At 69.3% G+C, this 24,435-nt stretch carries 22 protein-coding genes and 1 tRNA gene; 15 read left to right on the top strand and 8 right to left on the bottom strand.

The window, feature by feature from the left end:
• The first annotated feature begins 81 nt into the window (after nucleotides 1–81).
• Nucleotides 82–282, top strand: coding sequence for a hypothetical protein (locus LCL61_RS06400; RefSeq protein ID WP_340685990.1), 201 nt, complete (start codon nucleotides 82–84; stop codon nucleotides 280–282).
• Nucleotides 282–1,013 carry a Crp/Fnr family transcriptional regulator gene (locus LCL61_RS06395; RefSeq protein WP_340685989.1) on the top strand — a complete coding sequence of 244 codons (732 nt, stop codon included), beginning with the start codon at nucleotides 282–284 and terminating at the stop codon, nucleotides 1,011–1,013. The genes LCL61_RS06400 and LCL61_RS06395 overlap by 1 nt, the downstream gene beginning before the upstream one ends.
• Before the next feature lie 401 nt (nucleotides 1,014–1,414).
• Here the strand turns inward: LCL61_RS06395 and LCL61_RS06390 are convergent, their stop codons facing one another.
• The 6 genes from LCL61_RS06390 to LCL61_RS06365 form a co-directional block, all read right to left on the bottom strand.
• The gene (locus LCL61_RS06390; protein ID WP_340685988.1) at nucleotides 1,415–3,196 is read right to left on the bottom strand and encodes a glycosyltransferase family protein; all 1,782 of its coding nucleotides are present in this window, start codon (nucleotides 3,194–3,196) and stop codon (nucleotides 1,415–1,417) included.
• Nucleotides 3,193–3,780 carry a hypothetical protein gene (locus tag LCL61_RS06385; RefSeq protein ID WP_340685987.1) on the bottom strand — a complete coding sequence of 196 codons (588 nt, stop codon included), beginning with the start codon at nucleotides 3,778–3,780 and terminating at the stop codon, nucleotides 3,193–3,195. The genes LCL61_RS06390 and LCL61_RS06385 overlap by 4 nt, the downstream gene beginning before the upstream one ends.
• Nucleotides 3,773–5,695: a glycosyltransferase family 4 protein gene (locus LCL61_RS06380; protein ID WP_340685986.1), complete on the bottom strand. Its 1,923-nt coding sequence runs from the start codon at nucleotides 5,693–5,695 to the stop codon at nucleotides 3,773–3,775. The genes LCL61_RS06385 and LCL61_RS06380 overlap by 8 nt, the downstream gene beginning before the upstream one ends.
• Nucleotides 5,692–7,029 carry an rRNA adenine N-6-methyltransferase family protein gene (locus tag LCL61_RS06375; protein WP_340685985.1) on the bottom strand — a complete coding sequence of 446 codons (1,338 nt, stop codon included), beginning with the start codon at nucleotides 7,027–7,029 and terminating at the stop codon, nucleotides 5,692–5,694. The genes LCL61_RS06380 and LCL61_RS06375 overlap by 4 nt, the downstream gene beginning before the upstream one ends.
• Nucleotides 7,030–7,038: 9 nt before the next feature.
• Entirely contained in the window at nucleotides 7,039–8,316 is a 1,278-nt protein-coding gene (locus tag LCL61_RS06370) for a flagellar basal body-associated protein FliL (protein ID WP_340685984.1), read from the bottom strand.
• A 146-nt stretch (nucleotides 8,317–8,462) separates the two neighbouring features.
• Nucleotides 8,463–9,572: a hypothetical protein gene (locus LCL61_RS06365; RefSeq protein WP_340685983.1), complete on the bottom strand. Its 1,110-nt coding sequence runs from the start codon at nucleotides 9,570–9,572 to the stop codon at nucleotides 8,463–8,465.
• 210 nt (nucleotides 9,573–9,782) lie between these two features.
• On the opposite strand from LCL61_RS06365, the gene LCL61_RS06360 reads away from it, so the two are divergent.
• The 5 genes from LCL61_RS06360 to LCL61_RS06340 all read left to right on the top strand — a co-directional run bounded on the left by LCL61_RS06360 (nucleotide 9,783) and on the right by LCL61_RS06340 (nucleotide 12,481).
• Nucleotides 9,783–10,289 carry a hypothetical protein gene (locus LCL61_RS06360; protein WP_340685982.1) on the top strand — a complete coding sequence of 169 codons (507 nt, stop codon included), beginning with the start codon at nucleotides 9,783–9,785 and terminating at the stop codon, nucleotides 10,287–10,289.
• Between the two features lie 75 nt (nucleotides 10,290–10,364).
• Complete coding sequence (locus LCL61_RS06355; RefSeq protein ID WP_340685981.1) at nucleotides 10,365–10,973, top strand: hypothetical protein; 609 nt, start codon at nucleotides 10,365–10,367, stop codon at nucleotides 10,971–10,973.
• 187 nt (nucleotides 10,974–11,160) lie between these two features.
• Entirely contained in the window at nucleotides 11,161–11,709 is a 549-nt protein-coding gene (locus LCL61_RS06350) for a DUF2716 domain-containing protein (RefSeq protein ID WP_340685980.1), read from the top strand.
• Between the two features lie 10 nt (nucleotides 11,710–11,719).
• On the top strand, nucleotides 11,720–12,121 hold the full coding sequence (locus tag LCL61_RS06345) for an immunity 7 family protein (protein WP_340685979.1): 402 nt from the start codon (nucleotides 11,720–11,722) through the stop codon (nucleotides 12,119–12,121).
• Nucleotides 12,122–12,187: 66 nt separating this feature from the next.
• Complete coding sequence (locus tag LCL61_RS06340) at nucleotides 12,188–12,481, top strand: YiaA/YiaB family inner membrane protein (protein WP_340685978.1); 294 nt, start codon at nucleotides 12,188–12,190, stop codon at nucleotides 12,479–12,481.
• A 2,080-nt stretch (nucleotides 12,482–14,561) separates the two neighbouring features.
• Here LCL61_RS06340 and LCL61_RS06335 read toward each other — a convergent pair.
• Nucleotides 14,562–14,634, bottom strand: a tRNA-Gly gene (locus LCL61_RS06335).
• A 199-nt stretch (nucleotides 14,635–14,833) separates the two neighbouring features.
• On the opposite strand from LCL61_RS06335, the gene LCL61_RS06330 reads away from it, so the two are divergent.
• From LCL61_RS06330 to LCL61_RS06320, 3 genes are all read left to right on the top strand, one after another.
• Nucleotides 14,834–16,399: a sigma-70 family RNA polymerase sigma factor gene (locus LCL61_RS06330; protein WP_340685977.1), complete on the top strand. Its 1,566-nt coding sequence runs from the start codon at nucleotides 14,834–14,836 to the stop codon at nucleotides 16,397–16,399.
• A gap of 105 nt (nucleotides 16,400–16,504) precedes the next feature.
• Nucleotides 16,505–16,945: a DUF983 domain-containing protein gene (locus LCL61_RS06325; RefSeq protein WP_125679202.1), complete on the top strand. Its 441-nt coding sequence runs from the start codon at nucleotides 16,505–16,507 to the stop codon at nucleotides 16,943–16,945.
• A 32-nt stretch (nucleotides 16,946–16,977) separates the two neighbouring features.
• Nucleotides 16,978–17,841 (top strand): Fpg/Nei family DNA glycosylase, encoded by an 864-nt coding sequence (locus tag LCL61_RS06320; protein WP_340685976.1) that lies wholly within the window; start codon nucleotides 16,978–16,980, stop codon nucleotides 17,839–17,841.
• A gap of 13 nt (nucleotides 17,842–17,854) precedes the next feature.
• Here LCL61_RS06320 and LCL61_RS06315 read toward each other — a convergent pair whose 3' ends face one another.
• Nucleotides 17,855–18,970, bottom strand: a complete 1,116-nt coding sequence (locus LCL61_RS06315) for a serine hydrolase domain-containing protein (protein WP_340685975.1) — start codon at nucleotides 18,968–18,970, stop codon at nucleotides 17,855–17,857.
• A 169-nt stretch (nucleotides 18,971–19,139) separates the two neighbouring features.
• Between LCL61_RS06315 and LCL61_RS06310 the strand changes: the two genes are divergently transcribed.
• From LCL61_RS06310 to LCL61_RS06290, 5 genes are all read left to right on the top strand, one after another.
• Nucleotides 19,140–20,435: a histidine kinase gene (locus LCL61_RS06310; protein ID WP_125679199.1), complete on the top strand. Its 1,296-nt coding sequence runs from the start codon at nucleotides 19,140–19,142 to the stop codon at nucleotides 20,433–20,435.
• 19 nt (nucleotides 20,436–20,454) lie between these two features.
• The gene (locus LCL61_RS06305) at nucleotides 20,455–21,300 is read left to right on the top strand and encodes a S49 family peptidase (RefSeq protein ID WP_340685974.1); all 846 of its coding nucleotides are present in this window, start codon (nucleotides 20,455–20,457) and stop codon (nucleotides 21,298–21,300) included.
• A 212-nt stretch (nucleotides 21,301–21,512) separates the two neighbouring features.
• Nucleotides 21,513–22,916 carry a glycoside hydrolase family 16 protein gene (locus LCL61_RS06300; RefSeq protein ID WP_340685973.1) on the top strand — a complete coding sequence of 468 codons (1,404 nt, stop codon included), beginning with the start codon at nucleotides 21,513–21,515 and terminating at the stop codon, nucleotides 22,914–22,916.
• Between the two features lie 144 nt (nucleotides 22,917–23,060).
• Entirely contained in the window at nucleotides 23,061–23,897 is an 837-nt protein-coding gene (locus LCL61_RS06295; protein WP_340688505.1) for a LytTR family DNA-binding domain-containing protein, read from the top strand.
• The gene (locus LCL61_RS06290; RefSeq protein WP_340685972.1) at nucleotides 23,894–24,412 is read left to right on the top strand and encodes a hypothetical protein; all 519 of its coding nucleotides are present in this window, start codon (nucleotides 23,894–23,896) and stop codon (nucleotides 24,410–24,412) included. The genes LCL61_RS06295 and LCL61_RS06290 overlap by 4 nt, the downstream gene beginning before the upstream one ends.
• Nucleotides 24,413–24,435 lie beyond the last annotated feature (23 nt).

Raw genomic sequence — 24,435 nt, 5'->3', positions numbered from 1 at the left:
GGGGATGTCACCTACCCGACGCGATTCTCACTCGGCCGGGTCCAGAATTCGATTCACTTTTTCTCTCACGGGGAGTCACTATTGACGACAAAGACACCTGACCCGCTTCTGGTGGTCACCGCGGGCGTCGTCGTTCTCGCCTACATCGTCTTCGCCGCGATCCTCATCCGGCTCCTGCTAGGGAAGAGGGTCGCCCAGCCGGCGAAGGTCATCGGATCGGTGGCGGCGCTGGTAGCCGGACTCCCGGCGATCCTCTATGCGTTCGCGGCGGTGGTCGGCTGATGGGCGGGGATTTCCTGGCCGCGGTCACCGAACGGCAGCGGCAGCGGCTGCTCGACCTCGGCAGGCACGTGGACCACACGGCGGGCTCGACGCTGCTCCATCAAGGCGATCCGGCGCCACCGGTGCTGATCCTGCGATCCGGCTTCGTCAAGGCGCTGCGTGCGGCCCAGAGCGACACGCCGCCGACGATCGTGGACCTGCTCGGTGCCGGTGACGTGCTCGGCGTCGAGGACTGCCTGGCCAGACGGCCGAGTCATCTCTCGTACGTCGCCACGAAACCGGTTCGTGCCCTGGAGGTCCCGCGGAACGCCTTCCACGGCTTCCTCGACGACGATCGGGTGATGGCCCTGATCGCAGTGGACATGGCCGTCCGGTTGCGGCTGCGGAACGTCGCGCTGGGTTTCGCGACGGCCAAGGTCCGGAGCCGCCTGACCGCGTTCCTGACGAGGTTGCAGGCGCTCTACGGGGTTCCCGGCGATGCGGGCGTCGTCATCGACGTGGGACTGAACCATACGGACATAGCCTCTGCGATCGGCGCTTCACCCGCGTCGGTCAATGCCGAGATGGCGAAACTGAAGAGCGAGGGCTACCTGAGTACCGGTTACAAGACGATCCACGTGAAAGAACGCCTGCGAGAGGACGGCCCTCCGCTTTTCCCTGCCGTCTCGTCCGCCCTCATCGGCCCACGGAAGATTCCGCAGCTACGGATGAGACGGATAGCGATGGGGTGAACGGGGCTTCTCTCGTGAGACCCTCGAGGAAAGCCCCGTTCCCCTCATTCACCGCGCCGCGGGGTGCGCGCAAACCGGGTCAACTGCGCTTCAGCTGAAGCGCGAGCCGTATGACGAACACGACGGCCAGCGCGGCGACCAGGGCGATTTCCCAGGCCATGGCGGCTCCTCTCGGCCGGCATCCGGACTCACCGATGCTCTGCCCATAAGGCGCATCAGCGGGGGAGGACGTTCATCGACACGGCCCAACTCACACTTTCGGGCTAACGCCGCGCCCACTCCCGTGCGATGAAGGGTCCTTTCCTTGCGAAATTCGCAAGGAAAGGACCCTTCAAGANCCCGGTGTCGACGACGAGCCGCGCCGCGCGCAACGAGTCCTCGGTTCATCGCACACGAGGCACCTACAGAGCGCTTTCGACCGCCGCCCACACCCGATGCGGATCGTGGTCCATCGGCCGTGAGTCCGGATCGGGCCGCTGCCGCCGCAACAGCACCTCCTGCACCAGCGCCGCCTGCCGGTCCGCCGCGGCCACCCGCCGCCAGAACAGGTGATCCTCCAGGCCTTCGAACAGCACCTCGGTGGTCCACCCGCCGAAGTCGTCGACGAGGGACCGCCGCACCAGGTAGCCGCTGCCCAGGTACGGCAGCGTCCGCAGGCGCCGCTCCTCCGGCGGCAGCGCGCCGACCAGGCCTTCCACCGGATCCGCGATCGGGCAGTGCACGACGTCGGCGCTCTCCGAAGCGGCCAGCAGCCGCTCCAGGAGGAACTCCGAAGCACGCGTCCCGCCGTCGAGCACCAGCAGCCACGACGCCGTCGAACGCTCCAGCAGGGAGTTCCGGGTGAGCCCCCGGCCGAGCGGAGCGTCGTGCAGCAGGACGTCGTACGGGCGCGGGCGCCGCCACGGGCGCACGCCGTCCTCACCGACGAGCACCTGCTTCGGCGTCACGCTGCCGGTGAGCAGGTCGTTCACGAGTTCGTCCGGGTCGGCTTCGCCGGTCCGCCGCACGATCAGCACGTCCACGTCGGCGGTGGCCGGCAAGGAAGCCGCCGCGGGTTCCCAGCGTGGTGTGGCGACCCGTCGCGCACCCTCGACCTGCCGGATGATCTGCGCCGAAGCCACCAGGCCTTCGGGCGAGGCGGCGCCTTGCACCGAGCGGTCCCCGGCGAAGCGCGCATCGAATGGCGCGGTGTCGACCGCGAGCGCGTTCGCCGGGCTGCGCAGGGTCGACGCGAACCGCCGCATCGAGGCGAGGTCCGTCACCGGCGCCGCGGTGGCCCCGCTGGCGAGCGACGAAGCCACGTCGATCAGCATCCGGGCCGACGGCCCCATGTCGAGGGAACGCACGAATTCGTACGCCGCGGCCCGGAGCCGTCGTTCACGTCCGGGTTCGGCGGCCAGCGCCGCCGCGACGGTGCCCAGCGACTCCGCTCGCGTGATCACCAGGTGTTCGCCGGGGACCAGCGGCTCGATGTCGGCCGAGGTCTCGCTGATCACGACACAGCCGTTGGTCATCGCTTCGAGGGTGCGGACCCACTCCAGCGTCTGCTTCTGCTCCCGGTGCAGGTTCAGCAGGAACCGCGACCGCGCGAGATGCTCGAACTTCGCCTTGCCGGGCAGGAAGTCGACGCGGGCGGCGGTCATCGGCTCGTGCGGCGGGGTCAGCAGCCGCGTCCGCAGGCCTTCGAGGTCCCGTGCGTACGAGCCGAGCAGTGCCGACCGGCGGCGTTCGGCCGTGCCCAGGTACGTCACGTCGAGGTCGCGAGGGCTGTCGAGATCGCCGCCCCACAGATCCCACAGCGGGGTGTAGCCGAGCTGGAAATGCTCGACCTTCACCCCGCGCCGTCGCAGTTCCGCGGTGGCGTCGACGTGGATGTCGACCGCGGCGCCCAGCGCGCGGACGAGCGACACGGTGCGTTCGAACGTCGAGGTGCCGGGATGCTCCACACAGAACCCGATGGTCCGCCGGACCTGTTCGGCGTCGGGGAAGTCGGTGTCCGGGCAGATGACGAAGTACTCGTGCGGGACGACGACGTAGACGGTGTCCGGCCCCGCCTCGGGGTACTTGCCGACGGCGGTCCGCGCCCGCCCGCCCGCCGAACGCACCGCGTCGGCGACCACTTCGAGCAGTTCCTCCATGAAGGACGAGCCACCCTCGGCGGACACGAAACAGAGATCGGTCACGGCCGGTTCATCCTCCTGCGCACCAGCCGCAGTGGCGCGGTGACCCGCCAGCTGAGCGTCCGTCGCGTCGCGTCGAGCTCGTTCGCCATCTCGGCGGCCACCCGTTCCGCGGTCAGCATGCGCTGCCGTTCGGCGGACGGTTCGCCACCGGGCAGGATGTCCGCCTCGACGACCCCCGCGGACAGCACGAGTTCGGCGTCCAGCAAGGCGAGCCGGAGCCTGTCGCGCTCTTCGCGGGCCGACAGGAGCTCGGCGCGCATCGAATCACGCTGCTGCCTGGCGAAGAGCACGTCGCCCTCCAACGCCGTCGTCCTGGCGTTCGCGACGTCGAGCTCTTCCCGCAGCGCGGCCGCTCGCTCCTCCACCGCGGCCGCGCGCTCCTCCACTTCGGCGAGCTCCGCGCGCAGCGAACTCATCGCCGTGACATCGACGCTCACCGCGCGCAGTTCCTCCTCCGTGTCGGTCAGCTTCGCCTTCAATCTGTCCTGTTCGGCGGTGAACATCTGCCGTTCGGCCCGCAGCCGGGTCAGTTCGGCCTGCACACGGCCGGGCAGACCGGTGAACTCGGAGTTTTCGTCAGGCACGGTCGCCCCCCGCACTGTGGCGCCCGCTGAGGGCGAGATCGGTCAGGATTTCGGAGTATTCGCGTGCGTAGCCCGCCGGATCGAGCCACGGCAGGAGCTTCTCGTACGCGGCTTCCGCCATTTCGCGTCGCCGGGCAGGAGGTGTGCCGAGCGCCCGGAGCAACGTCGCCGTCAAGGCGTCGACGTCGTTGGTCTCGAACAGCCAGCCGGATTCCCCGTCCACGAGCATTTCCCTGGCGCCGAACACGTCGGTCGCCGCGACCGGGACCCCGCAGCTGACGGCTTCGAGGATCGACCGCGGCAGCGATTCGACGTCCGAATTGTTGACGAAGAGGTCGGCCGCGTGGAGCCAGCGCATCGGATCCGGCTGGATCGGCACCAGATCGACGGCCTTCCCGAGCCCGGTCCGCTCGACCGTCCGCCGCATGGCCAGCCCGTACGGGGTCGGGTGCAGGCCGATGATGCTGAGCTTCACCGCGGGGTGGACGCGGCGGATCCGGCGCATCGCGGAGAGCAGCGGGGCCTGGCCCTTGCGCGATTCCGTGATCCCGACGTTCACCAGCACCACGTCGTCCGGCGAGTAACCGAGGTCCGAGCGTGCCCGGCGGCGGGTCTCGGCCGGAGTCCGCCCGCCCAGTGTCCACATCGGAGTTCCGTAGCGGACCGTCCGGCACCGTTCCGGCTTGCTGTAGGGAAGGAACATCTCCCGCGTCGAGTCGGCCACGAACAGCAGCATGTCGGTCTCGGCGAGGGTGGACTCCCAGCGCCGCCAAACCGCGGACGGCGGTTTGTTCGGGCCCCAGTTGTGAAAAGCGAAGGTGGGCAAGGAGAAACTCTCGTGGATCACCCACGCGGTCGGGAGCCCGGCGCGTTTGGCCGCGTCCGCGGCGGGGAATCCGCCGAGGGTGTTGACCAGCGCGACGCCCGCTCCGGACAGCTTGGCGAACCGGGCCAGCTCGGCGACGTGCCCTTCGTACTCGGGGACCGAAGACGTGCGGTAGTGCGTCGTGACGTGCACCGGCACACCGAGTTCGCGGCATTCCGCCCGCAGCGGGCCGTCCACCGCGGTCACCAGGTCGACCCGCCAGCCATGGTCGCGGACGAGCCTGCCGAGCAGTTCCTGCAGCCACAGCTGCCCGCCGCCGACGGCGAGGCTGTGCGTGAAGATCAGTGCGTGCCGCGGATCCGACGGCACCGTGGTCCTGGCCAGCACGCGAGCGGTTTCCGTGGTCAGTTCGTCGGCGAGCGCGGCTTCGTCAGGGTCCGCTTCGGCGTGCCGAAGCGTGAAGGTGTGGCGAGGGGAGACGTGTTCGCCGATCCCTTCGGTGCGGAACCGGACCCGGAGCGACAGCGTTCGCTCGGTGCCCTCGGGCAGGTCGACCGGGACCCACGCCTCGAACCCGCTCACCTCGGCGTCCACGAAACCGGGCAGCGCCGGGTGCACGTCCTCGCGGGGAAGGCGGGTGCGGGCGCGCACGGTGCCGCCGCCTTCGACCTGTACTTCGATCAAGCTCGGCGCCCGCCCTTGCAGCAGCGCCCAGCCGGACACGTACACGACTTGGGCGTCGGTGACCTGACCTGACGGCGGCGTGGTGATCTCACCGATCCACAACGGTTCCTCACCGGGCAGCGTTCCGATGTGGACGGTCGCCGTGGACAGGACACGCTGGCCGGGGCCGTAGACGACCACATCGTGCCGCCCGACGGGAAGCCATCCGTGCGGCACCGCCCGCCAGCCGAACGCGCCTTCGGGGGCGTCCGGGCAGTCGTCCGGGACGACGGTCGTGGACACCCTGCCGAAGCTCACGGACATCTCGCCGGCGCCGCCGACGCCGGTGGTCCAGCCGCGGAGCTCGTATCGATGCCCGACCGGCCGGCCCGGGGTCACGATGCCGGCGGTGTAGAGGCTCGTCATGGCTTCGCTTCCTTGTTCTCGTCGCTGAGGCGACCGTACCCGGCGGCGTGGATCGTTCTCTCCAGCCGCGCGTGCCAGATGTCCGAGATCGCCGCTCGGATCTCGGCGGTGCCGCGCGCGGCGCCGCACGATCCGATCGTGGCGAAGTCGATCTCGCGCTCGACCGCAGTGTCCACAAAGGAGGGATCGAGCCCGACGAGCACGCCGAGCCAGCCCGCCAGCTCGCGCGTGGTCCCGCCCTCGGCCGCTCCGGGCCAGCCCGCCGAGGCGAGTTTGTCAGCCAGCACCAGTACTCCGCGTTCGGTCACCTCGGCGACGCCCGCGCCGTTGTGCCGCCATTCGAGGTCGATCGGGCGCAGGTCTCCGCCGTCTACGACGACGTTGTGCGGTACGAGATCCCACAGCGCCCGCACGCCCCGTTCCGCCTCGGTCCGCAGCAGTTCGCGCCAGGCGGGCAGAAGTTCGCCCGCTCGTTCCGGGGCGGCCAGCAGGACTTCGAAGATCGTGGCGGCGTCGTAGACCGGATCCGTCCACGGGCCGACGGAGATCCCGGCGACGGTCGTCGGCGGACGCAGCGGCACCCGCCGTACCTCGGCCCCGTCCGCCGTCCGGACGACGTCGGCCCTGGTGCAGGCGAACGCGGCGCGGTCGGTGGTGTTGAAGTAGGTCGCGAGCCGGTCCGGCGGCCACAGCGCGCCCGCGCCGGGACCGGCCAGGAGCAGCAGACCACTGGCGGGCTCGTCCACGATCGCCGCGGCCAGCCGTGGCGTTTCGGCGTCGAGCCGCGCCGATCGCACCGATCGGGCGATCTCGTGTCCTGGCGAGCAGAGGAGCTCCTGGACGACGTCCAGCCCGGCGGCCGCGAGCGTGCCCACGACCGCGCGCGAGCGCGTCGTCACCACCACGGCGCCGTGCGGCGGCAGCCGTCGGCGGACGGAATCGAGCAGGCCCCTGGTCGCATACGGCTGGGCGACGAGCACCACGTCGTACTCGACATCGCTCGAAAACCTCGCCGGATCGGCGGTGAACACCTCGACCGTGCCCAGTTCACCGGTCCGCGACCGGACCGCTTCCGCGCAGTCCTCGTCCGGTTCGATCGCGTGCACGACCTCGGCCCGCTCGCCGAGGTACCTCGTCAGCGCCCCGAGACCGGCGCCGATTTCGAGCACCCTGGCGTTCCCGGGCAGGGTGAGTGCCCGGAGCACGTTCGCCGCACCGTGGTCGAGCGGCGCGTGGCAGGCGAGGTCCCGGCCGGCGAAGTGCAGCTCGTCGCTGAGGGAATCCAGATCCTCGGCGAGCGAAAGGACCGTCGAGAGCAGCCTGCCGACCCCCATCTGCCCCACTCAGTTCGTGGCGGGGAAGTTTTCCAGCAGGCCCTGCTTCACCGCACGCTGGTAGGTGCCGCTCAAGGCAGCCTCGCCAGGACCGCCGCCGAGCGGGTTCTGGACGACGTCCACCCGGATGATGTTGTTGCCGGAGACCCAGGTGCCGCGGTAGTCGCCGCTGTCACCCTCGACCTTCTTGTGGAAGTTCACCTTGGTCGGGATGCCGGGCAGCACGGTGTCGGTGATGTGCACGAACCCGTGGCTGGTCTGGTACTGCCGGAGCTTGCTCACCAGGTCCTGCGCGCCACCGGGGTTGTTCATCGGGATGATCGTGATGGAGATCTTGGCCTTCTGCGGCCCGGTCTCGTCCGGCTGCTTCTCCGAGCCCCGGTAGATGACCTCCTTGACCCCTTCGGCGGTGACGAGGTCGATCTCGCCCTGCTCCATCCCGGTGATCGACGCGGCTTCGCCGACCTTGATCACGCCGCTCTTGGGGTCCGGGGTCCCCGACTGCTCGGGGATCCTCTCCAGCAGTTTCTCCTGGGGAGTGAGCACCTTCGTGGACGAAGGCGGCGGAGCCTGCGACTGGCTCTGGGGAGGCGTGTTCGGGTCGGTCGCCTGCGGGTCGCCACCGCCGGAGAAGAGGAAGTACCCGCCGACGCCGAGGCCGCCGAGCACGAGTACGGCGACGATCGCGATGACGGCGATCTTCCCGCCCTTGCCGCGGGGCTTGTCGTCGAAGAGTTCGGGGCCCTGCTTGACCCATTCCGTGCTGCCGACCGGCGAGATCGGCGGGAAGTCCGAGCCGCCCCAAGGCGGTGCGGCGTCCGCTTCGGGCGCGTTCCAGCCCTGCTGCGGCTGCTGCTGGTAGCCGTGTTGCTGGGGGAAGCCACCCGCGGGCGACGGCTGACCCTGCTGGGGGAAGCCACCGGGGGGTGAAGCCACCGGAGGGACCACCTGGGTGCGGTTCGGGTCGGCGGGCTGCTGGGCCTGCTGTTGCTGCCAGGCCGGGACGACCTGCGTGCGCTCGGCGCCGTCACCCGGCGGCTGGTTCACCGGCGCGATGATCTGCGTCGAATCGGCCGAGGGCTGGCCGGGCTGCTGCTGAGGCTGACCCTGTGGCCCGGCGGGTGGCTGCGGGGTGCCGGGCTGCTGGCCGGGCTGCTGTGGCGCGTCGCCATAGGCCACGGCCGAGGACAGCACCTGGTCGCGGCGGATGCGGTAGTCGTCCGCCGAGAGGCGGCCGGATGCGAGCTCCTCGTCCAGATTCCGCAGCTCTTCCTGCCAGGACACCACCAGCCCCCTTTTCGTTGATGGCCGGGCTCGCGGAGAGCGCCCGGTCGTCGCGTTGTCACCACAGCGGTGACCTCGCACATTCTGCACTGCCGGGCACCATGGTGTTCTCGCGGGTCGAATCGTGATCTGCCCGCGATCTGGGCGATTCAGCCCGCCGGGAGCACGTCCCCCAGCGCGGTGGCCGTCTTCGCCAGACGCTCGTCGAGCGCCTTCGAATCGCCGCCGAGCGGCTGGGACACCCACGCCGTCACGGCCATCGTCCCGGACGTGTACCCGAGACCGCTGAGCTGGCCGTTCTTGTTGGCGCCGACGAGCGCGAGCTGATCACCGACGCGCTGTTCGCGCATTCCGGCGTTGATCGAATTCTGCCGGAAGTACTTGACGATCGCGTCCGCGTCCTTCGCGTCGTTCGCGGGGATCACCAGGACGAGATAGCCGTTCACGCCTTCGGAAGACCCCTTGTAGGTCACCGACGTGACCCCTTTGGTCTTCAGGAATTCGGCCGCCGCCTGGGAATAGAGCTTCAGCTCGGCGCCTTTGGCGACCGACATCGTGGAGTTGTCCTTGGACGGCGTCCCCGGCAACGCGGGGAGCCGGTCCTCCAGCGGCGTCTGCGCGCTGTCCGGCCGTTCACTCGGTGCGAGCCCGGACAGCCCGCCCGGCGGCTGGGCGGTTTCGGGCGGTGACGTGGCGGTGTTCGAAGACGACGAGCCGAGCCACAGGGTCCCGCCGATGATCAGTGCCAGCACGAGGAGCACTCCGGCGCCGAGGAAGAGCCACGTCGGCTTCTTCTTGCCGACGACGGCGTAATCGTCGGTGGGAGCACTGTGGCGGAGGCCTGGCTCGGGTGTCAGCGGCGGAAGCGGCAGGCCCTGCTCGACGGTGGCGGTGCCGCGCCGGAGCTGCTGCGGCGGTTCCGCGCGGAGATAGACCGTCGGATTGATGTCGGCGGGCGAAGGCGCCGTGGTCTTGTGGTGCGCGATCCGGGGGATTTCCCGCTTCGGCGGAGACGGCGGCTCGGCCGCCGGTTCCGGCAAGGGGGCCGGGACGGTCCGCGGTTCCGCCGGGCGGACGGCGGGGTTGGTGCTGTGCCACGGTCCGGCCGGATGACGCAACGGCGAGGCGACCGGTGACGGCATCGCGCCCCCCGACGCCTCCGCGAGGAGCTCGTCGCGCCGCTTGCGGTGTTCGGTGTGCCCGATACGGCCTGAGGCCAGCTCGACATCCAGCTGCCGAAGCTCGTCCTGCCAGCTCATATAGCCCCCTGCCGCCGGGTGTGGGCAGCCAGTGTCGCATGACCCGGACGGGTGGTTGATATTGGTCTTTCCCATTCTTGCGTCCGTTTCGGCGCAGGTCCAGCACGGTCCGGAGGCGACGGCGCGGGTCCATCGGGGTGATGCTCTTTCGGCTGGTCAGCGGCGATCGGGCGGTCCCGCCGGTACGGTGGCGGACGTGGGAAGTGCCGGGTGACGGAAATCGACGCGTGTCGCGGCGCGCTGCGCGAGCTGGCCATCGGCAGGCTCGCCGGACGTGACGTCCGCACCTCCCATCTGGTCGAGGCCGGTCTGGACGCGATCGTCGCCGGACTCGACACCCCGTCCCTCGCCTTGCTCGCCGGGCTCGAATCCTCCGCCGAAGCCGCCGTCGACAAGGCTTTCGGCCAGGTCGTCGACGAGCTCGGCCTCGAACTGCCCACCGATCCGACGGCCGCCCGCTGGCTGCTGATCCACGGCTGGCTCACCGCGATGGTCGAGGGCCGCCTCTCGCCCGCGGCAGGCGGCGCGCTGGTCAGCGAGGTCGGCGAGCTGCTCGGGTCGCCGCCGTCGTTGCGCGGGATCGCGCGCTGGTCGGCGATGCTCGACGGCTGGATCCCGACCGACCTCACCCCGAGGGACGTCTGCGAGGTGCCGATCCTCGAGGAGTCGGCCGAGCTGCTCGAAGGGCCTTGGCCTCCTTCGCCGCGTCACCCGTAAAGCCCCGTTTTCTGTCGTACATGTGTTCTAAAATGGTCGTTGTCCAGCAGGAACAGCGGCGAAAGGCAGACACGGATGGCCTACATCACCCTGCCCACGTTCGTGGGGTACAGCACGAGCTCGGGTCCCTCGCGTTCCTCGTTCGTCCGGCGCTGGCGCCGTCAGTACGAGGACCCGGCCCGGGGCGGGTTCAACTTCTACCTCCGCGCCGCGAACGCGATCCGTGCCGGGCGGATCTCCGGACGGGATCGCGAGGTACTGCGCGCGCTGGTCGAGAACGCGGACGAGCGCACACGGCCGCACTACACCGAGATCGCCAATGGCTGGCTGCGTTACGTCGGGCGGCGTGACCTGCGGCCGGCGGAGGTCGGCCGGTCGCGATGGCGGCTCGGCTCGCTCGAAGTGGGGATCAACCCTCATCTCGGCCTGCGCAAGGGAGACGGGCCGGTGTACGTGACCTGGCTCTACTTCAAGGAGGAGCCGTTGAGCCGGGACGCCGCGCAGATGGTGCTGTGGTTGCTCGAACAGACCATGGACGAGCTGAGGCCGGGCGGGCGGCCGCTGGTGATCGACGTCCGGCGCTCGAAGGAGTTCGCGTTGTCGCCGCGCGATCGCGACAAGGTGCGGCCATGGGTGCGGAGTGAGGCCTCGGCCTTCATGAGTCTTTGGGAGGCGGCCGCGTGAGCGAACGACGGCGAGCCCGCGTTCGGTGGGCTCGCCGTTCACGCACTGTCATTCTCACGGTTCCGGCGACGGCGCAAGACACCTGATCAGGTGACAGTTTCGCGGAGAATGCCCACGAGCTGGACAACTTGGGCCCTGAACACGAAGCTTTCCCAGTCTTAACCGGCCGAACCACCGAGGGTCGCTCGTGAACAACGCTTGGGAAGCCATCTCCAGGGTCGTAGATGAGCCCGCCTGGTACTGGGTCTACGACAAGCTCGCGTTCTGGCCGAGCACCTACGCGCACGCCTGGCCCGGTTTCCGTGAACCCGCTCCGTCCGTCGCGTGGGATCTCGCGCCAGGAGGTCTCGACCGTTCGTCACCGGAATTCCGGCTCGGCCCGTACGCCGTCGAGCAGAACGACGTCGCCCGTGTCGCGCTCGCGGCGTTGAAGGACTGCGTCGCCGAGGACGAGTGGGTCTGGGTGCTGCATTGGCAGCACCAGTCGTACCGCTTCTATCCGCATCGGCACGCCGCGCTCGACCCGTGGCCGGTCCCGGTGTTCCCGCGCACGGACTACCACATGTTCCTGGCGAACGACTTCCGCTTCGGCACGCTCGGGCACCCGTGGGAGCGGACGTTGTGCGTGTACGGCGAGAGGCTCGTGCCCGCCTTCGAGAAGCACGGCGAACAGATTTTCAAGAACGTGCTGCGGCGTGACGGGGCACCGGCCGTGATGGCGGGCGGACCTGCCTAAACTCAGGCGGGTGTTCGAATACCACGGGTGGGTGACCATCCAAGCGAGCCCTTCCGGTGACGACGACGCCGCGCTGCTCGAGCGCATCGTCGAGCGGGTGCACCGAGCCGTCCGCGACTTCGGCGACGCCGACCTGCTCGACCTCCGCTGGGCCGCCGGGGTGCCGGTGCTCCACCTGGGCGGTATGGACAAGCACGGCACCGCGATCGCGCCCGAGCTGGTGGACCTGTTCACCCGCGTCGGCGATCTCGCGCCGGGCTCCTACGGTCTCCTCCACGTCTGGGACGACCAGGATCCCGACCACGACAACGAGTTCAAGGTGTACCGGATGGCCCGCGGCCTGGTCTCCGAACGCGGCGACGACCACCTGTCGCCGGTCGCGCCGACCGTGATGGACGGCTACGAGATCTGAATCGCAACCCTTCTTGAGTAGCCGTACTCAAGACATCGCGGGGTGCTCGGCGCGACCTTGGTACGCATGACGAAAACCTCCGCAGTGCCGCCCACCACCGTCGCGTTCTTCGTCCAGGCCGGGTGTTCGTTCGGGCTGGCGCTGATCGCGGTCGTCATCGGCATCTGGTACCTGCCGGTCGACGGCTGGGTCCGCGGCTTCCTCGCCCTCGGCATGCTCTTCCTGACCACCTCGGCGTTCACCCTCGCCAAATGCATTCGTGACCGGCAGGACGAGAACACCGTCGTCAGCAGAGTCGACCAGGCCCGCGTCGACAAACTCCTCGCCGAGCACGACCCCTTCAAAACCCCCGCGCTATGAGCCGGCCGGGGCTCCGGGGGCCAGCCGGTAGAGCCGGCCTTCCCGGCTCGCGAACACGAGACCGTCCTTGAGGCCCGGCCGCGCCACCGCTTCCCAGCCGGCGCGGCCGGTGATGGTGCCGAACTCCGTCGCGACGTCGCGACGTGGCAACCCCACCGCACCGCCACCGACGACCGTGCCCGCCGCGTCGGTGACCAGTACGCAGTCGGGTTGTTCGCCGCCGAGGAAGGCCCAGCCGGTGAGAGTGGTGTCGCCGGTGACCGCGGGGCTCTCGATGAATCCGGCGGTCCGCTCGGCGTTCGGCGCGCCGGTGATCACCGGTGTCGCGGCCACGTCGATCCGCGACCCGAGTTCCGGCCCGCCCGCACCACATCCGAGGGTGAAGTCGGGGGTGAAGGGGTAGACGCCCAGCAGCCGGTACTTCNCGCCCGCACCACATCCGAGGGTGAAGTCGGGGGTGAAGGGGTAGACGCCCAGCAGCCGGTACTTCGGGAGGAACTCCGGGTAGGCGTTCATCTTCTTGACGACCGACGCGGCGCCGGTCTGCATGGCGACCGCGAGGACGGGCTGAGTCGGATAGTCCTTCCGGAGGAGGTACGCGCTCGACGAGCCGACGGCGTAGGTGCCGAGCCCGACGACGAGCGCGATCGGGACGAGATAGCGCTGGACGCGCCCTTGTGCCCGGACGGCCAGCAGGACGAGGAGCGCGCCGACGGCGAGCAGGCCGATGATCGCGTAGCGGGCCGAGAGGCCCTCGATGTTGCTGTACCGCCCACGCCCGAGCCCGATCAGCACCGCCGCCAGCGCCATGTGGAGGCCGAGGCCGACCCAGCCCGAATCGTTCACCTGATCCGTCTGTTCGGGCGCCGTCCCACGTCGTTTGACCGCGTCGGTGACGGCCAGCCCGATGGCCACGAGCATGGCGACACCGCAGACCATGGCGGTGTCGGCCGTGGAAGCCGCCCAGGTGCGGCCGAGGACGGTCACGACCGAGCCGAAGTAGGTGTCCGCGCCCAGGATGGCGGGTGGCGAGCCTGCCTCGTTACTGGTCGCGAGGCGCCACAGGACGAGGACGCCGAGGCCCAGAACCAGGGGAAGGAGCACCTTCCACGGCCTGTCCCGGCGAAGCCACGCGATCAGGCCGAGTGCGATCCAGACCGGGAAGGCGGCGCCGTGGCCGAGGCTGGCGACGACGGCGAGGATCGTGGCGGGGACGGTGTGACCGCGATGGGCGAACGCGATGGCCGCGACGGCCGGGGCGATACCGGCGAACCACTGGATGCCCATCCAGCCCGCGCCGTAGTAGTCAGTCCCGGCGGAAGAGAAGACCAGCAGGGAAAGCGCGGTCAGGACGGCGAGCCGGGGAAGGCCGGTGAGCTTCTCGGGGAGCATGCGCCAGAGCGCGAGGTAGGTGGCCAGTGCCAGCACGAACGTGGCGATGCCGAGGGCCGCGTTGGAACCGGCGAAGAGTTTCGCGTCGGCCCAGAAGAGCATCGCGACGATGACGACCGGGTGTTCGTTGTACAACTCGGTGAAGGTCGCCGGGTCGAGCGAGCCGTTCGCGTCGGTGGTGATGCCGATGACGCGCCAGAAGTCCCAGTAGTTCATCCGGGGTGACCTGACGGCCTCGGCGAGCGCGAGCACGATCGGGGCGAGCAGGAGGAGCCACAGTGCCACGGCGCCGGGGCGGGGCAACCGGGCAGCTCGCGGACGGTCGGCGGCGGGCTCGACGGTGGCGGTGTCGCCCCTCGACGTGCGCTCGCTCATGCTTGTTCCCCCATACTCGAAGATCCGGTCACAAAGTACCGAACCCCCAGGTGAGGGCCTCCGTCAGCAGGGGCGACCCATGCACGAATCCGAATTACTACAGTCGTGTGACCCTACTCACCGAACCTGTAGCACTTAGTAACCATCAGAACGAGCGAACGAGACGCTAAGAAGGAAGAAGATCGACGCGCCCGACAACCGACTCGCCAACGCGAGCTATAAGGAACTCGGGGGTCCGGGGGCTCGGGCCCCCGGGAATTATGGTGAGCAGGTCCTGGTCCAGGCGTTCCCTGGACACGAATACCCACCTGCGAGCGGATGACGGGATTCGAACCCGCGACCCTCACCTTGGCAAGGTGATGCGCTACCAGCTGCGCTACATCCGCATTTCACTCAGCGCTTCAACACTCGTTTGAAGCAGTGTGGACACACCATACACGGACCGTCTGTAGCCGTTCGCACCCACCCCTCCAGGTGCTTCGGTGTCACACCTGGCGTACAAGGGGTGACGACGGCTGCATACCTCCGTATGGTGTCCCCATTCGACCGAATGGTGAGTCCTTTGGGGAGGAGGTGCCTGGCCGGATGACCGAGCAGGGCACGGTGCCGCTTCAGGCGGCCTCGGAATCCGACGAGCAGGCATTGCTCCAGCGTCTCCGTGATGGGGAGGACGCCGCCTTCGGGGAGCTTTTCGAACTTCACGCCGCCGCCGTGCGCCGGCTGGCCCGCAGTCTGGCCGCCGACCGGTCGGAGGCGGAGGACATCACGGCCGAGACCTTCTTCCGGGTGCTTCAGGCGTTGCGCCGGGGCGCCGGGCCGCGGGACTACGTCCGGGCGTATCTGCTGACGGTGGCTCGCCGGGTCTCGTGGGAGTGGCACGGCGCGCGTCGTGACGTGCCGGTGAGCGACGACGAGCTGACCTTCCGGGCCGGGGCGGGCGCGGACACGCATGCCCGCACGGCCGAACATTCGCTGATCACGACGGCGTTCACGAGTCTGCCGGAGCGGTGGCGTTCGGTGTTGTGGCAGACCGAGGTCGAAGGCGAGCAGCCGTCGATGGTCGCGCCGCATTTCGGGTTGAGCGCGAACGCGACGGCGGCGCTGGCCCGGCGGGCGCGGCAGGGGCTGCGGGCGGCGTACCTCCAAGCGCATCTGTCGGTGAACCGCGGGCCGGATTCGTGCCGGGCCGTGGTGGAGAAGCTGGGCGGGTTCACCGCGGGCAGTGTCACCGGGGCCGAAGCCCGCCGGATCAAGACCCACCTGATCGGGTGCCAGTCCTGCCGGGCGACGCACGACGAACTGCGTGACGTCTGTTCCTCGCTGCGGGCGCACGCCGGTGTCGTCGCCTTGCTGGTGCCGGCGGCCGCCGGTGCCCACGCGAGCGGAGCGTTGTCCGGGCTCGCCGCGTCGGTCAAGGGACTTCTGCTCGGGTCGAAGGTGAAGGTCGGCCTGGCGGTGGCGTCGACGGCCGCCGCGGGCGCGGTCGGGATCGTCGCCGGTCCGGCCGTGTTCGGCACCGACGTGACGCATACCGTCGGCCTGTCCGGGGGCGGCCAGCCGGAGCTGGCGTTGCTGCCGGCGCAGGTGGCGCCGCCCGTCCAAGGTCAGCCGGTGGAGCTCCCGCCCCAGCGGATCGCCGAGGACCGGATGCACGGCAAGGGCGATCGGCCCGCCGTGACCGGGCGGGGCCAGGGCGCGGAACTCGGAGTGTCCGACCTGCCGAGCCTGCCGGGTGCGGGCACGTCCCGGAAGGACCTCGGCGGCGGTGATAACGGTGCGGCCGGCGATGGCGGTGCTGATAACGGCGTGCGGCCACCGGACGGGCGGAATCCGGCGCAGGAGGAGACCGCGCCGCGGAACGAGGTCCCGGAACCGGGCACCGGCACGAACCAGACCACCTCGAAACGGGACGACATCCCTCCCGGGGGATCGCTGAGCCCGACGTCCACGACGACCTCCCGTGACGAGACGGAGCCGTCGAACACGCCGGAGTCGACGACTGACCCGGAAGGGTCCACTTCGCCGGAGACGGGCACGCCCGAGAGTGAGACGGGGACCCCGTCCGACGATCCGTCGGAAGACGAGCCGAGCCCGGTGAAACCGACTTCCCACTATCCGGAACCGGGTGTCGACTACCCGACGTGCCCATAACGCCCGAGCGGGCATATCGCCCTCGAACTCTCGCGAATCCGGCTCCCGTCACGGTACGGTGGAGCTCGCTCACGACGAGCGAGCGGCCGCGCGGGAGGCGACTGAATGAACCGGCTGGTGCACGGCGAGGACGGCCGTGACTGGGTGGTCCGAGCCCAGATGGAATGGCGTGCTCCCGCGACAGCGGACGATTTCGAGCACGATGTGGCGGGCAGCTACGGCCCGGGTATCGCGATGATCGCCGTGACGGCGCTGCTCGCGATCGTGCTCATCATGTGGACCCCCGCCGACGTGAGAATCCCGTCGTGGGTTCCGCTGGCGCTCTTGCTGGTCGCGTTGTTCTTCCCGTTGCGGTGGATCCTGCGCCGCCCGTGGACCGTGGTCGCCGAGACCGAGGGCGACCTGGCGGGCGACAGGCCCTCGGAGCGCTGGGTCGGCACCATCCGCGGCATGTTCACCGTCCGCGGCGAGGTCTCGAAGATCACGAAGACCATCCAGAAGCACTCGCTGCCGGATTTCGACGGCCCCTTGCACCCGGTGGAGTAGTCGCGGCGGCCTGAACGCGCGAGACTGGGGCCATGCCCGAGTTACCCGAGGTCGAAGCGCTCGCCCACCACCTGCGTGAACACGCGGTGGGCAAGACGATCTTCCGTGTCGACGTGGCGTCCCTCAGCGTGCTGAAGACGGCGACCCCGCCGTGGACGGAGCTGCACGGCCGCGAGGTCACCGGTGCCGGCCGCTTCGGCAAGCACCTCGATCTCGTCGCCGGTGATCTCCACCTGGTCGTCCACCTGGCGCGGGCGGGCTGGCTGCGCTGGTCCGACGCGTTGGCGCCGGCACCGCTCAAACCCGGCAAGGGGCCGATCTCGCTGCGCGTCCACCTCGACGCGGCCGCCGGTCCGGGCTTCGATCTCACGGAGGCCGGGACGAAGAAGGGGCTGGCCGTCTGGATCGTGCGTGATCCGGAGAAGGAGGTCGCGAGTATCGCGCGGCTCGGGCCGGACGCGCTCTCGCTGGACCGCACGGGGCTCGAGAAGTTGTTCGCCGGACGCACCGAACGGTTGAAGACGGCGCTCACCGATCAGTCTCTGATCGCCGGGATCGGCAACGCCTACTCCGACGAGATCATGCACATGGCGAAGCTTTCTCCCTACGCCACAACCGGAAAGCTGTCCGAAGGGGCGCTCGACGGGCTCTTCGAAGCCATCAGCGAAGTGCTGACCAGTGCGGTGACGCGGTCGGTCGGCCAGTCCGCGGCCCGGCTCAAGGGCGAGAAACGGTCCGGGTTGCGGGTGCACGCGCGCACCGGGCTGCCGTGCCCGGTCTGCGGCGACACGATCCGCGAGATCTCGTTCGCGGACAAGTCCTTCCAGTACTGCCCGACCTGCCAGACCGGCGGGAAACCCTTGGCCGACCGGCGGATGTCGCGCCTGCTCAAGTGACCCGTCACTGCGGTCAGCAGAGGGCGGCCATCACCGCGGGCATCGGCGGCTTCGGCACCCGCTGCCCGCCGTGCACGTCCGCGGCGAGGTCGTACACGTTCAGCGCCAGCACGATCTGCTTCGAGCCGTCCGCGGTGCTCATCGAAACGCTGGAGAACCCCGGCCCCGCACCGGTGTTGCCCCAAACCGTCTTCGTGCTCCCGTCGCACGGCAGGTTGAGCGTCTCGACGCCGGCCCCGTACGCGCCCGATTCGCTGTACGGCACGAGCCGCTTGAGTTCTGCCTGCTGCGCGGGTGCCAAGAGCCGTCCCGCCAGCAACGCGCGGTGGAACGTCGCGACGTCGTCGACGGTCGACACCATCGCGCCTGCGGTCCAGTCGTACGACGGGCTGAACACCGTCATGTCCTCACCGCGCATGTCGTACCCGTGCAGATGCGGACCGCGCAGGAACGGCGACCACAGCGGGAAGTACGTCCGCCCGAGGCCGAGCGGACCGAGGATCCGCCGCTGGATCTCCTCGCGGACGCCGGTGCGGGTGACCTGCTCGATCACCTTGCCCAGCAACAGATATCCGGTGTTCGAGTACTCCACCCCGGTGCCCGGCGCGAACGAGGGCGGGTCGGCGAGCGACCGCCGGATCACCTCCGACGGCGTGATGACGTGCGCCCGGTTCCCCTGGACGAGGTACGGGTCGAAGAAATGCGGATCCAGGGGGTCGTGCACGCCGGAGGTGTGGTTCAGCAGCGTGCGCAGCGTGATCTTCTCCGGCTCGTAGCCAGGCCCGCGCACGACACCGGGCAGCCTTCGCTCCACCGGATCGTCGAGGGAAAGCGAGCCTTCGCCCGCCAGTTGCAGCACCACCGTGGCGACGAACGCCTTGGTGTTGCTGGCGATCCGGAACCGGTGATGCGGCCCCGCGGGTTCGCGCGTCGCCTGGTTCGCGTATCCGGCGCCGAAGCGCGAGACCGCCTCACCGGTCCGGACCTGGACGACCGCTCCCGGGAAACCCCCTTCGCCGACCAGGTCGCCGACGGCCGCGCGCACCGGATCCCCGGCCGCGGCCGCCGTCCCGCTCGCCAGCAGGACCCCCGCCAGCACCCCCGCCGCGAGTTTCCCCGATCCGCGCATTGTGTTCCTCCCCCGGAAGCGATTGCCTGCGCACAGTCTTCCCGGCGCGACGGGGAGTGACCATGGGGACAACGGCCCGGTCTTGGGTAGGGTCGGCCCCACCCTCAGTTGTCACAACTCAACGGAAAGTGGGGAGCAGACCTTGCACCCGGTTGGTCGAGCGCAGAGCATGGACGCCGTGTCCGGGCTCGAGATCGCGCAGATCATCCCTTGGGGTGTGGCGCTGCTGCTCGCGATCCTCGTCGTCGTCCTCCTGATCAAGCTGAGGCGTCCCGCGAGCATCGTGGAGAACGCGGTGCTGCAGGCCGTCCACCGCATGTCGAAGGCGACACCGGATCTCCGCGAGGGGCTCGACGAGCAGGTCGCCGACAAGATCACCAGCCAGCTGCTGGAGATGCTCGACTGCGTCGCCGTCGGCATCACCGACAGCGAAGGCACGCTGCTGTCCTGGGACGGCGAGGCCAACGACCACTACGTCGATCTCGTCGACGCCATCGGCAACGCGATCCGCAAGCACCGCCGCGAGGTCGTCGCGCACGACAAGATGCCGTGCAACCACCGAGGCACCTGCCGGATGCGGACCGCGGTGATCGTGCCGCTGATCGTCGAGGGCGAGACCGAGGCGGCGCTGCTGGTCGTCGGGCGTACGCGCGGGCGGCTGGTGCAGATGGCCGACGCGGTCGCGCAGTTCGTCTGCACCCAGTTCGAGCTGGCGCGGCTGGACGAATCGAAGAACCAGCTCCAGCAGGCGGAGATCAAGGCGCTGCGCGCGCAGATCTCCCCGCACTTCGTCTACAACGCGCTCAACACCATCTCGTCGCTGATCCGGACGGACCCGGAGGAGGCGCGAGAGCTGCTTCAGGACTTCGCGGACTTCACGCGCTACTCGTTCCGGACGTCGGGCATGTTCACGTCGCTCGCCGAGGAACTGCGGAACATCGACCGGTACCTGACCATCGAGAACGCCCGCTTCGGCGGACGGCTCGAAGTGCGGATGAAGATCGCGCCCGAGGTGCTTTCGGTGGTCGTGCCGTTCCTGATCATCCAGCCGCTGGTGGAGAACGCCGTCAAACACGGCCTCGCGTCGAAGCCGTCCGGCGGCTGCGTCACGGTGATCGCCGAGGACTACGGCGCCGAAGCGCTGATCAGCGTCGAGGACGACGGCATCGGCATGGAGCCCGCCAAGCTCGCGGACCTCCGCAGCCAGCACCGCACGGGTGCGCACGTCGGTCTCGGCAACATCAACCAGCGGATGCAGCAGGTGTTCGGCCGCGACTACGCGCTCATGGTCGAGACGGCGCCCGGCGCCGGCATGAAGGTCACCCTGCGGGTGCCGAAGTTCATGCCCGGCGTGCGGCCGAATCTGCCGGACTTCTCCGCCGACAGCGCGACCGTCCCGCCTCAGGGCGGTCCGAACGAGTCCAGCGGGGTGAGCGGTTCGCGCAGCGGCGTGCTGCCGTCCTGAACGTCGGTAGCCTGGCGGTATGAGCGTTGCGGACAAGCTGACCTCCCGTCTCCCGATGATCGGCGATCGGGGTGAACGCAAGGACGTCGTCGCCGTGGTGAAGCTGCACGGGGTGATCACGCCGACCCCGTCACCCCTGGCCAGGGGGTCGATCAACCTCGCCGCCGTCGAATCGGCGCTGACGCGCGCGTTCGGGCACGAGCGGCTGAAGGCCGTCGCGTTGCAGATCAACTCGCCGGGTGGCGCGCCGACGCAGTCGGGCCTGGTCGCCGAGCGGATCCGTCAGCTCGCCGACGAGAAGAACGTGCCGGTCCTGGCCTTCGCCGAGGACGTCGCCGCGTCCGGCGGGTACTGGCTGGCCTGCGCCGCCGACGAGATCTACGCGCACCGGACGTCGATGGTCGGCTCCATCGGCGTGATCAGCGGCGGGTTCGGGTTCACCGGCCTGCTGGAGCGGTTCGGCATCGAGCGGCGGCTGCACACCGCGGGCGCGAACAAGTCCCGGCTCGACCCGTTCAGCCCGGAGAAGCCGGAAGACGTCGAGTGGCTGAAGAAGATGCACGGCCAGCTCCACGAACTGTTCGTCGACTGGGTCACCGAACGTCGTGGTGACCGGCTTTCCGGCTCCGAGGACCTGTTCACCGGGGACGTCTGGCTGGGTGCCCGTGCGGTCGAACTCGGCCTGATCGACGGCGTCGGCAGCCTTCGTCAGGTGATCACCGAGCGGTACCCGGACGCCGAGATCGCGATCGCCGAACCGAAGAAGCCGCTGCTGGCGCGGCTCGGTATCGGCGCGCCCGCCGCCGCGAGCGCGCTTCTGGACGCCGTCCAGTCCAAGGCCGCCTGGAGCCGCTTCGGCCTCTGACCCGTGCAATGAAGGGGCCTTTCATCGCAAAATTTGCGATGAAGGGCCCNCATCGCAAAATTTGCGATGAAAGGCCCCTTCATTGCGCCTGCGGCAGGGAGTGATTCACCCGAACGGTGGTAGGCCTAAGTGGTTCAGACCAGGTCTCATATCGGACATACCGCTTTGTTGTGAACGGCAACAAACCTCGACAGCGTTGACGAGGAGGTCCGATGTCCGTTACTTCTCCCCGAACGAGCCGCTGGAAGATCGCGCTCGCCGCCACCGCCGGCGCGGCTCTGATCACGGTCCCCCTGACATTGCCCGCGTCCGCCGCCGTCCCGCCGCCCCCGGCCGGCTGGACCACCGTGTTCACCGACGACTTCACCGGCGCCGCGGGTTCGCTCCCGTCGAGCGCGAACTGGATCATCGACACCGGCCACGGCTACCCCGGCGGCCCGGGCAACTGGGGCACCGGCGAGATCCAGAACTACACGGCGAACCCCGCGAACCTCGCCCAGGACGGCTCCGGGAACCTGCGGATCACGCCGCTGCGTGACGGCGCGGGCAACTGGACCTCGGCGCGGATCGAAACACAGCGCACGAACTTCAAACCGCCCGCCGGCGGCGCGCTGCGGATCGAAGGCCGCATCCAGATGCCGAACGTCACCGGCGCCGCCGCGCTCGGCTACTGGCCCGCGTTCTGGGCGCTGGGCTCGCCTTATCGCGGCAACTACTGGAACTGGCCCGCCGTCGGCGAGTTCGACATCATGGAGAACGTCAACGGGATCAACACGGTCTGGGGCGTGCTGCACTGCGGCGTCAACCCCGGCGGCCCCTGCAACGAGACCACCGGACTGGTCGGCAGCCGCACTTGCCCCGGCGCGAGCTGTCAGAGCGCGTTCCACACCTACACCTTCGAATGGGACACGAGCGTCAGCCCCAACGTGTTCCGCTGGCTGGTGGACGGCCAGCAGTTCCATTCGGTCAGCCAGAACCAGGTCGACGCCACGACGTGGGCCAACATGACGAACCACGCCGGCTACTTCGTGCTGCTGAACGTCGCCATCGGCGGCGCGTTCCCGAATAACAACTCCGGCACCACCACGCCGGGGCCGGGGATCGTGCCGGGACACCCGATGCTCGTCGACTACGTCACCGTCCTGACCCGCGGCGGCGGCACGACCCCCACCACGCCCACGACCACCACGGGAAGTCCCGGCGGTGGCAGCGCGTACGGCACGATCCAGGCGGAGTCGTACGGCCAGGCGGCCGGGATCGCCAAACAGGCCACGTCCGATTCCGGCGGTGGGCAGAACATCGGCCCCGCGGGCAACGGTGACTGGGCGTTGTATCCGGGCATCGACTTCGGGACGCGAACGGCCGGACAGTTCCAGGCGCGCGTCGCGTCCGGAGCGGCGGGCGGCGTCAGCGGACTCGTCGAAGTCCGGCTCGACAGCCGCTCCAACCCGCCCGTCGGCAGCTTCGCCGTCGCGAACACCGGCGGCTGGCAGAGCTGGCGGACCATCCCGGCGAATATCAGCGGCGTCACCGGCGAACACGACGTCTACCTGACCTTCACGAGCGGACAGCCCGCCGATTTCGTGAGCGTCAACTGGTTCACCTTCACATCGTGAAGGGATAGATGTGGCACGGCGAGGCGGTTCGTGTCACCGGAAAAGATGACGGCACCGGTCACCCCAGGCGCGGGGGTGCCGGTGCCGTCCTTTTCGTTCGACTTTCGTGAAGCGGGCTGGACAAGGAACGCGGCAATGGGCAGGATGCGTCTCACTGTGAGTGCTCACGATGACACCCGGAAGCTCATCGTCCTGGCGGTGGACGACGAGCCCAAAGGGCTAGACGAACTCGTCCACTGTCTCCGCAACAGCCCGCACGTCGCCCTGGTCTACCCGGCGATCGACGCTTCGGAGGCGCTGCGCCTGCTGTCCGCGGACGACCCGAGGCTGGCCGACCGCAAGGCCCGCGGGCTGCCGATCGTGGACGCGGTGTTCGCCGACATCGACATGCCCGGTCTGTCCGGCATGGAGATGTCGCGGGTGTTCGCCGCGCTGCGCCCGTCGCCGGCGCTGGTGTTCGTGACAGGACACGCGGAAGAGGCCGTCAACGCCTTCGACCTCGGCGCGCTCGACTACGTGCTCAAGCCGTACCAGCAGGATCGTCTCGACCGCGCCATCACGCGCGTGAGGGACAAACTCGCCGCCAACGCCGCGCCGAAGTACGGCCCGGAAGGCGGGCTTGGACAGGTCAAGAACGACGACGAAGTCATCCCGGTGGAGCTCGCGGGCACCACGAAGCTCATCCCGCGGTCTTCGGTCCGCTGGGTCGAGGCCCAAGGCGACTACGCCCGGTTGTTCACCACCGACGGCAGCCACCTGGTCCGCATCCCGCTCGCCCAGCTCGAAGAACGCTGGGAGAAGGCGGGTTTCGTCCGCATCCACCGGTCGTTCCTGGTCTCGCTGCCACTGATCACCGAGCTGCGCATGGGGCAGGGCGGCTATCAGGTCGTGATCGGTAACGAGGAGAAGGTGCTGCCGGTGAGCCGCCGCCACACGCGCGCCCTCAAGGACAGGCTGGTCGGCGCCAACCGGTCGACGTGACCGACGACTACTACCGCCGCGTCAACGGCGTCCGCGAACCGGACCCGACGCTCGGCAAGAGCAGGAAACCGGCGGTGCCCGAGGGCGCCGCCGTCGAACCCGTTCCCGGCGCGCCGTCCGGTCCGAAGCACGAGCAGGCCAAACCCGAACATCACGCGAAACCCAAGCGGCAGCGGGTGATCCTCGCCGACCCGCGGCAGGCCACCAGCACCCTGCGGGCCAGGGTCGAACTCGAAGAACAGACCAGCTGGGGAAAACTCCTGGTCCGGGATCTGGTGAAGATCCAGTTGCGGACGGCCTCCCTGCTGGCGCTGCTGGTGATGGTCACCCTCTGTTCGCTTCCGGTGCTCTTCTACCTGATCCCGTCATTCGGCAGAGTGACCGTCGTCGGCATCCCGGTGCCCTGGCTGATCCTCGGCGTGGCGCCTTTCCCGTTCCTGTTCGGCATCGGCCTCTGGTACAACCGGCTCGCCGAACGGCATGAACGCGACTTCGTCGACATGATCGAGAACTGACCGCGGAGCTGCACATGCGAGGA

Origin of the sequence: Amycolatopsis coloradensis, from assembly GCF_037997115.1 — a bacterium.
Classification (GTDB): Bacteria; Actinomycetota; Actinomycetes; order Mycobacteriales; family Pseudonocardiaceae; genus Amycolatopsis; species Amycolatopsis coloradensis_A.
The sequence above is the reverse complement of the archived record's forward strand: the minus strand, read 5'-3'. Positions and strand labels throughout refer to the sequence as shown.

Coding starts and splice junctions, on each gene's coding strand:
- LCL61_RS06395 (WP_340685989.1), top strand. CDS start 282: ATGGGCGGGGATTTCCTGGCCGCGGTCACCGAACGGCAGCGGCAGCGG.
- LCL61_RS06380 (WP_340685986.1), bottom strand. CDS start 5,695: ATGACGAGCCTCTACACCGCCGGCATCGTGACCCCGGGCCGGCCGGTC.
- LCL61_RS06375 (WP_340685985.1), bottom strand. CDS start 7,029: ATGGGGGTCGGCAGGCTGCTCTCGACGGTCCTTTCGCTCGCCGAGGAT.
- LCL61_RS06365 (WP_340685983.1), bottom strand. CDS start 9,572: ATGAGCTGGCAGGACGAGCTTCGGCAGCTGGATGTCGAGCTGGCCTCA.
- LCL61_RS06355 (WP_340685981.1), top strand. CDS start 10,365: ATGGCCTACATCACCCTGCCCACGTTCGTGGGGTACAGCACGAGCTCG.
- LCL61_RS06340 (WP_340685978.1), top strand. CDS start 12,188: ATGACGAAAACCTCCGCAGTGCCGCCCACCACCGTCGCGTTCTTCGTC.
- LCL61_RS06330 (WP_340685977.1), top strand. CDS start 14,834: ATGACCGAGCAGGGCACGGTGCCGCTTCAGGCGGCCTCGGAATCCGAC.
- LCL61_RS06325 (WP_125679202.1), top strand. CDS start 16,505: ATGAACCGGCTGGTGCACGGCGAGGACGGCCGTGACTGGGTGGTCCGA.
- LCL61_RS06320 (WP_340685976.1), top strand. CDS start 16,978: ATGCCCGAGTTACCCGAGGTCGAAGCGCTCGCCCACCACCTGCGTGAA.
- LCL61_RS06315 (WP_340685975.1), bottom strand. CDS start 18,970: ATGCGCGGATCGGGGAAACTCGCGGCGGGGGTGCTGGCGGGGGTCCTG.
- LCL61_RS06310 (WP_125679199.1), top strand. CDS start 19,140: ATGGACGCCGTGTCCGGGCTCGAGATCGCGCAGATCATCCCTTGGGGT.
- LCL61_RS06305 (WP_340685974.1), top strand. CDS start 20,455: ATGAGCGTTGCGGACAAGCTGACCTCCCGTCTCCCGATGATCGGCGAT.
- LCL61_RS06300 (WP_340685973.1), top strand. CDS start 21,513: ATGTCCGTTACTTCTCCCCGAACGAGCCGCTGGAAGATCGCGCTCGCC.
- LCL61_RS06295 (WP_340688505.1), top strand. CDS start 23,061: ATGCGTCTCACTGTGAGTGCTCACGATGACACCCGGAAGCTCATCGTC.